Raw genomic sequence first — 6,204 nt, forward strand, 5'->3', positions numbered from 1 at the left:
AGCGGTCATTCAGCTAATTCAATGCTGACTGACACACCGCTATCGCGAGCAGGCTCACTCCTACATTGGTTTTGCAGCGTTAATTTATCCGCGTCTATCGAGGATATTGACCACCACCCGATCCACCCACCCCCACACCCGCTGCTTCACCCGCCGCCACAACGGCCGGCGCTGCCACTCCTCCAGACTCACCTGCTGACTCAGCCCGAAGTCCTTCACAAAACTCGCCTGCACCGCTGCCGTCAACGACGGATCCAGCGCCTCCAGATTCGCCTCCAGATTGAAGCGCAGGTTCCAGTGATCGAAGTTGCACGAACCGATGCTCACCCAATCGTCCACCAGCACCATTTTCAAATGCAGAAAACACGGCTGGTATTCGAAGATCTGCACCCCGGCCTTGAGCAGTCGCGGGTAATAACGATGCCCGGCGTAGCGCACTGACGGGTGATCGGTGCGCGGCCCGGTCAGCAGCAGCCGCACGTCGACTCCGCGTGCAGCAGCCTTGCGCAAGGAGCGGCGGATTTTCCACGTTGGCAGGAAGTACGGTGTGGCCATCCAGATGCGTTTTTGCCCACTGTTCAAAGCGCGGAACAGCGACTGCAGAATGTCACGATGCTGGCGGGCATCGGCATACGCCACACGGCCCATGCCTTCGCCCTTGTCCGGTACGCGCGGTAATCGCGGCAAGCCAAAATGCGCGGCCGGACGCCAGGCGCGGCGATAGCGGTTGGCGATCCACTGGCGATCGAACAGCAATTGCCAGTCGATCACCAACGGGCCGCTGATCTCGAGCATCACTTCGTGCCATTCGCTGGTGTCGTGCCCCGGCGTCCAGAACTCGTCAGTGACTCCGGTGCCGCCGACCACGGCCAGACGCTGATCGACCAGCAGCAATTTACGGTGATCCCGATAGAAGTTGCCGACCCAGCGCCGCCAGCTCAGGCGATTGTAGAAACGTAGTTCGACTCCAGCGTGTGTCAGGCGCTGACGCAGATTGAGCGTAAACGCCAGGCTGCCGTAATCATCGAACAGGCACCGCACACGCACACCACGTTCGGCCGCCTGCACCAGCGCCTGCACGATGGTTTCGGCACAGGCGCCGGCCTCGACCAGATACAGTTCGAGTTCGATCTGCTCTTGAGCGCCGGCAATCTGCTCGAGCATGCGCGGAAAGAATTGCGGGCCGTCGATCAACAGCTCGAAGCGGTTGCCGTCTCGCCACGGGAACACCGCGCCGCGCATGTCAGCGCGCCGTGAAGATCAGCACCGCACCCACCGGCACCGACAGACTGATCGCCGACAGGTCGGCGAGTTTGCGCAGGCTTTCCAGCCCCGGCACGAGATCGAAATCTTCAGCGTTGATCACCAGCGGTTCCAGGGTGACCACCTGAAAACGACGATCATCGAGACGCGTCGCCAGCAGTTCGGCGGGATATTCGTGTTGTTTGCCGTGCAGGTTGACGGTCAGCGGCAGACGTAATTCCAGCTGCGCACCGGGGGCCAGATCGTTGATCGGGCGCAGGTCAATCTGGGTGGTGATGGTCGCTTCGGGGAATTGCTCGATCTGGAACAGCTCCTTGCGCATGCGCTCATCGCGCAGCGGGATGCCGCTGTTGATCGAGTCCAGCTCGACTTCGACTTCGGCGCGACCATTGGGATCGACCTTACCGTGCAGCACCAGAAAGCGCTGCACTTCGGAGACATTGGCGTTTTTCGTGCTGACGAACGACAGCCGCGACGACTCGCCGTCCAGATACCAATTGGCCTGCGCCGGTAGCGCGACGGCGGCGAGCAACAGGCTCGACAGGGTTGCACAGAGGGGGCGGTTGAACATTGAACACTCGTGGGGCCGATAAACCTGCACGAACCTTAACCGCCCACGCCGTTATTGCAAACTGAAGATCTAACTCTGTAGGAGTGAGCCTGCTCGCGATAGCGCACTTAGATTCGAAGAACATGTTGGAACTGATACCGCCATCGCGAGCAGGCTCACTCCTACAGGGGAACCGCGTACATCAAAGGCTGAGGCGGCAGCCCTGACGTTCGCTTTGCCACTGGGCGCGATTGCTGCGGCCCATGCCGCTGACGGTGATGGTTTTACTGACGCTGTCATCGGTGAAGGCGCTGGTCGGCAGCCATTGTTTCACGTAGCCACGGCAATACTCGGCGTCGTTGTTCATCACGTACCGGCAGGAACAATATTCCTTCGCCGTGTAGGCACTGATGATGTCCGGGAAGGCCCACAGGTTTTCTCGTTCGTAGACGATCCAGCCGAGCAGCAGGACCAGCACTAACAGCAAGAAGCGCTTCATGGCCGCACCGCCTTCAGCACGCGTTTGAGCAGTTCGTTATGGCGGTAGCTGCCGTCGCGATCATCGGCGTAGCGCACGATTACCAGGTTGGCGCTGGGGATTACGTACAGCGCCTGGCCCCAATGACCAAGCGCGGCGAAGGTGTCCGGCGGTGCGTCGGGCCACGGTGACGCGGCGCCATCGGCCGGACGATTGAGCCACCATTGGCCGCCGGGCACGGTTTCGTCCTGATGGGCCTTATAGCCACTGAAGGGTTTCAAGTTGAACGCGACCCAGTCCTTGGGCAGCAATTGGCGATCACTCCATCGCCCATCGCGGGCCATCAGCAAACCGACACGCGCCAGATCCCGGGCTGTCAGATAAGCGTAAGACGACGCGACAAAGGTGCCAGCGGCATCGGTTTCCCACACGGCATGACGAATGCCCAACGGTTCGAACAGCGCCGTCCACGGATAGTCTGGATAGTGCTGCGGGCCGACGATGTTCTTCAACACCGCCGCGAGCAGGTTGCTGTCGCCACTGGAGTAACGGAAAGCCTCACCCGGTTTGGCATAGATGTCGTGGTCGCCGGTGAATGCAGCCATGTCACGATGACCACGGGTATAGAGCATCGCCACCACCGAGGATTTCAGCGGGGCGTATTCGTAGTCTTCCTGCCAGTCGATGCCGGAGGCCCAGTGCAACAGGTCGGCGATTTTTATCTGCGGGTGTTTAGCGAGTGGCGGATAGAACTTCGCGGCGGGGTCTTCGAGTTTGAACAGGCCTTCGCCATACGCCACACCAAGGACCGTGGCCATCAGGCTTTTGCTGATTGACCAGGTCAGGTGCGGGGTTTGTGCCGTGGTCGGGCCGGCGTAGCGTTCGTAGAGGATCTGGCCGTCGCGGATGATCAGCAGGACATCGGTGCGGATGCCTTGGCGAGTGGCGTCGTCGCGGGATGGGAAGGCGTAATTCTCCAGAGCCTCGACGGCCGGACCGGTGATTTTCGGGCCGGTTGACCATTGTTCAGCGGGCCATTGTTCGGCCTGAACGGTGAAGGTGATCAGCAGCAGAAACAGCGGCAGGCCTTTGCACATGGGGAGGGCTCTGGGAATGAACCTGATGAGACTAGTCGGGGTTTATGACAGATGTGTGGTGTTCTTGGGATTGCTATCGCGAGCAGGCTCACTCCTACAGGGGATCGCATTTCAACTGACGAAACTCGATCAACAGTAGGAGTGAGCCTGCTCGCGATGAGGCCCTTCAGCCCGCCGCCAAAGCCTTGGCCAACCGCTTGGCCCGAGCCCCCGCCGCCAACTGCATCACCCCCTGATCGCGCTGCCACATCTGCGCCCATTCTGTCGGTCCGTCAGCCAACGCCTGACTCACCTCCCCCTCCAGCGCCTCAAACTGCGCAAACAACCCACCGAGCAACACATGCCCGGCCGGATTGTTCGGCGGTTGCCGACTCGCCTCGGCGCACCCGGCCAACAACGCCAGCAACCGAAGTTGCAGCGCCTGCGGCCAGTCACTGTCCTGGCCGACGCCATACAACCACGCGGTCATCGCGCTCAACACATAGACATCTTCCAGCGTGCGGAACGGTTTGACGTAAGCATCCCAACCATCCCCCGCCAGCAACTCGCACAACGCGCCATCCAGCAGCAACCGACCATGACTGATGTCCGGCATCAACGGCAGCGCCGGCAGTTTTTCCACGGTCACGCCGGGCTCGCCGGGGTACACAACCGCCAGACTCAGGCGCGGCGTTTCGCCGGGTTCTTCGCTGCGCGCAGCGATCAACAGCCAGTCCGCCGCATCGCCAGCGGTGACGAAATCCTTGCGTCCACTCAGGCGCAAATCGCTCAGCCGCGTCTGCATATCCGCCGGGCGCAAACTGCGCTGTTCGGTCGCACACAAAGCTCCGAGGCTCAGCGGCGCGCTCGGCCACAGCATACGCAATGCCGCTTGATAACCGACCAGAAACGCCAGCCCCGGCGTCGCCATCCGCCGCCCGCCCGCGACCGCCAACTCGAACGGCGTGACGTTGCCCAGTTGCTGCAACAACGTCGCAAAACCCTCGGCCAGGTCAGCAACGGCGGGCAATCGTTCACGGCTGTGCAGCAGATCTGGCCAGGGCATAGGAGGCTCCTTGTGGGCTGTCATATAAGCATCACCGAACGTTCATGGCGATGACACCGGGGCTACATAGCCTGACTTTGCACAACACGGCTGCATAAAGAAAGTCGATCGGCTGCAACCCACGACGGGTTAAAGGCCCGTACGGAGATTCACATGACTCAGATCGCCCGCATCAGCGACACCGGCAATGAACGCCGCCTGCAAGCCGAACGCCTGATCGGCGCCGAGGCTCTGCAGCAAGCCCAGGCCTTGCGCTTCAACGTCTTCAGCGGCGAGTTCAACGCCAAACTGAAAGGCGCGGAACTGGGTTTGGACATGGATGATTATGATGTTCACTGCAGCCACATTGGCGTGCGTGATCTGAACACCGGCCGTTTGGTCGCGACTACTCGTCTGCTTGATCACACCGCAGCGAGCAGCCTCGGCAAGTTCTACAGCGAAGAGGAATTCAGCCTGCACGGCCTCGCCCATCTGCAAGGCCCGATCCTCGAAATCGGCCGCACCTGCGTCGACCCGGCGTACCGCAACGGCGGCACCATCGCGGTGTTGTGGGGCGAGTTGGCCGAAGTGTTGAATCAGGGTGGCTACAGTTATTTGATGGGCTGCGCGAGCATCCCGATGCAGGACGGCGGCATCCAGGCCCACGCGATCATGCAGCGCCTGCGCGAACGTTATCTGTGCACCGAAAACCTGCGCGCCGAGCCGAAAAATCCGCTGCCAACCCTGGATATTCCTTCCAACGTGATCGCCGAAATGCCGCCGCTGCTCAAAGCCTACATGCGCTTAGGCGCGAAGATTTGCGGCGAGCCGTGCTGGGACGAAGATTTCCAGGTCGCCGACGTGTTTATCCTGCTCAAGCGCGACGAACTCTGCCCGCGCTACGCCAAGCACTTCAAGGCGGCGGTGTGATGAGCCGGTTGCGCGTGTACGCGCGGATCGCGCGGGTGCTGTTGGTGGTGTCGCTGGGCTTGACCATGGCCAGCGTGTTCGGCGTATTTGAGCGGATTGGCCTGGCGCATTCGATGGAGCGGCGTCAGCGCTGGTCGCGCTTTTTCATGGCGCGCCTGAGCAATGCCCTGCCCTTTCGCGTGACGGTGCACGGTGAGCTGCCGAAACAGCCGATGCTGTGGGTCAGCAATCATGTGTCGTGGACTGATATTCCGCTGCTGGGGATGCTCACGCCGCTGTCGTTTCTGTCCAAGGCTGAAGTGCGCACCTGGCCGGTGGCCGGCTGGCTCGCGGCGAAGGCTGGCAGCCTGTTCATCCGTCGCGGTTCGGGCGACAGCCAGTTGATCCGCAAGCAGATGACCCGTCACCTGCAAACCGAGCATGCATTACTGATGTTTCCCGAAGGCACCACCACCGATGGCCGTTCGCTGCGCACATTTCACGGCCGTTTGCTGGCGGCGGCGATTGATTCCGAGGTGATGTTGCAACCGGTGGCGATCCGCTATCTGCGTGATGGAGAGATCGATGGGCTGGCGCCGTTCATTGGCGACGATGATCTGCTCTCGCACCTGATGCGCCTGTTCAGCAATGATTGCGGCGATGTTGAAGTGCACCTGCTCAAGCCGATTGCCTGTCAGGGGCGTGAGCGCGCGGCGCTGGCGTTTGAAGCGCAGCAGGCGGTGCAGAAGGCCTTGTTTGGTGAGGTGGCGAAACCGGCTGAACCGCGTCGCGCAGGCGAATTGATTGCCGCCTGAAATACAAATCCCCTGTAGGAGTGAGCCTGCTCGCGATAGCGGTGTGTCAGTCAATACTAATGTCGACT

The 6,204-nt window shown here is 61.2% G+C and carries 7 protein-coding genes; 2 read left to right on the forward strand and 5 right to left on the reverse strand.

Annotation, left to right across the window (positions count from 1 at the left end; translation table 11 throughout):
- Positions 1-84: 84 nt before the first annotated feature.
- The 5 genes from ACW9IR_RS28305 to ACW9IR_RS28325 form a co-directional block, all read right to left on the reverse strand.
- Complete coding sequence (locus tag ACW9IR_RS28305; protein WP_457465914.1) at positions 85-1,242, reverse strand: phospholipase D-like domain-containing protein; 1,158 nt, start codon at positions 1,240-1,242, stop codon at positions 85-87.
- Position 1,243: 1 nt separating this feature from the next.
- The gene (locus ACW9IR_RS28310) at positions 1,244-1,834 is read right to left on the reverse strand and encodes a YceI family protein (RefSeq protein WP_102902723.1); all 591 of its coding nucleotides are present in this window, start codon (positions 1,832-1,834) and stop codon (positions 1,244-1,246) included.
- A 181-nt stretch (positions 1,835-2,015) separates the two neighbouring features.
- Entirely contained in the window at positions 2,016-2,312 is a 297-nt protein-coding gene (locus ACW9IR_RS28315; protein ID WP_457465916.1) for an amidase, read from the reverse strand.
- On the reverse strand, positions 2,309-3,388 hold the full coding sequence (locus ACW9IR_RS28320; protein ID WP_102902721.1) for a serine hydrolase domain-containing protein: 1,080 nt from the start codon (positions 3,386-3,388) through the stop codon (positions 2,309-2,311). Before ACW9IR_RS28320 ends, ACW9IR_RS28315 begins: the two co-directional genes overlap by 4 nt.
- A gap of 166 nt (positions 3,389-3,554) precedes the next feature.
- Positions 3,555-4,433 carry an acyl-CoA dehydrogenase gene (locus ACW9IR_RS28325; protein WP_457465918.1) on the reverse strand — a complete coding sequence of 293 codons (879 nt, stop codon included), beginning with the start codon at positions 4,431-4,433 and terminating at the stop codon, positions 3,555-3,557.
- A gap of 153 nt (positions 4,434-4,586) precedes the next feature.
- On the opposite strand from ACW9IR_RS28325, the gene olsB reads away from it, so the two are divergent.
- Positions 4,587-5,342 carry an L-ornithine N(alpha)-acyltransferase gene (olsB, locus tag ACW9IR_RS28330; protein ID WP_016982801.1) on the forward strand — a complete coding sequence of 252 codons (756 nt, stop codon included), beginning with the start codon at positions 4,587-4,589 and terminating at the stop codon, positions 5,340-5,342.
- Positions 5,342-6,136, forward strand: coding sequence for a lysophospholipid acyltransferase family protein (locus tag ACW9IR_RS28335; RefSeq protein WP_457465920.1), 795 nt, complete (start codon positions 5,342-5,344; stop codon positions 6,134-6,136). Before olsB ends, ACW9IR_RS28335 begins: the two co-directional genes overlap by 1 nt.
- The last annotated feature ends 68 nt before the right edge of the window (positions 6,137-6,204 follow it).

The organism is Pseudomonas sp. SDT291_1_S447 (assembly GCF_054070155.1).

Excerpts from the sequence above, each read along its gene's own strand:
- ACW9IR_RS28305 (WP_457465914.1), bottom strand. The coding sequence starts at position 1,242 with ATGCGCGGCGCGGTGTTCCCGTGGCGAGACGGCAACCGCTTCGAGCTG.
- ACW9IR_RS28310 (WP_102902723.1), bottom strand. The coding sequence starts at position 1,834 with ATGTTCAACCGCCCCCTCTGTGCAACCCTGTCGAGCCTGTTGCTCGCC.
- ACW9IR_RS28315 (WP_457465916.1), bottom strand. The coding sequence starts at position 2,312 with ATGAAGCGCTTCTTGCTGTTAGTGCTGGTCCTGCTGCTCGGCTGGATC.
- ACW9IR_RS28320 (WP_102902721.1), bottom strand. The coding sequence starts at position 3,388 with ATGTGCAAAGGCCTGCCGCTGTTTCTGCTGCTGATCACCTTCACCGTT.
- ACW9IR_RS28325 (WP_457465918.1), bottom strand. The coding sequence starts at position 4,433 with ATGCCCTGGCCAGATCTGCTGCACAGCCGTGAACGATTGCCCGCCGTT.
- olsB (WP_016982801.1), top strand. The coding sequence starts at position 4,587 with ATGACTCAGATCGCCCGCATCAGCGACACCGGCAATGAACGCCGCCTG.
- ACW9IR_RS28335 (WP_457465920.1), top strand. The coding sequence starts at position 5,342 with ATGAGCCGGTTGCGCGTGTACGCGCGGATCGCGCGGGTGCTGTTGGTG.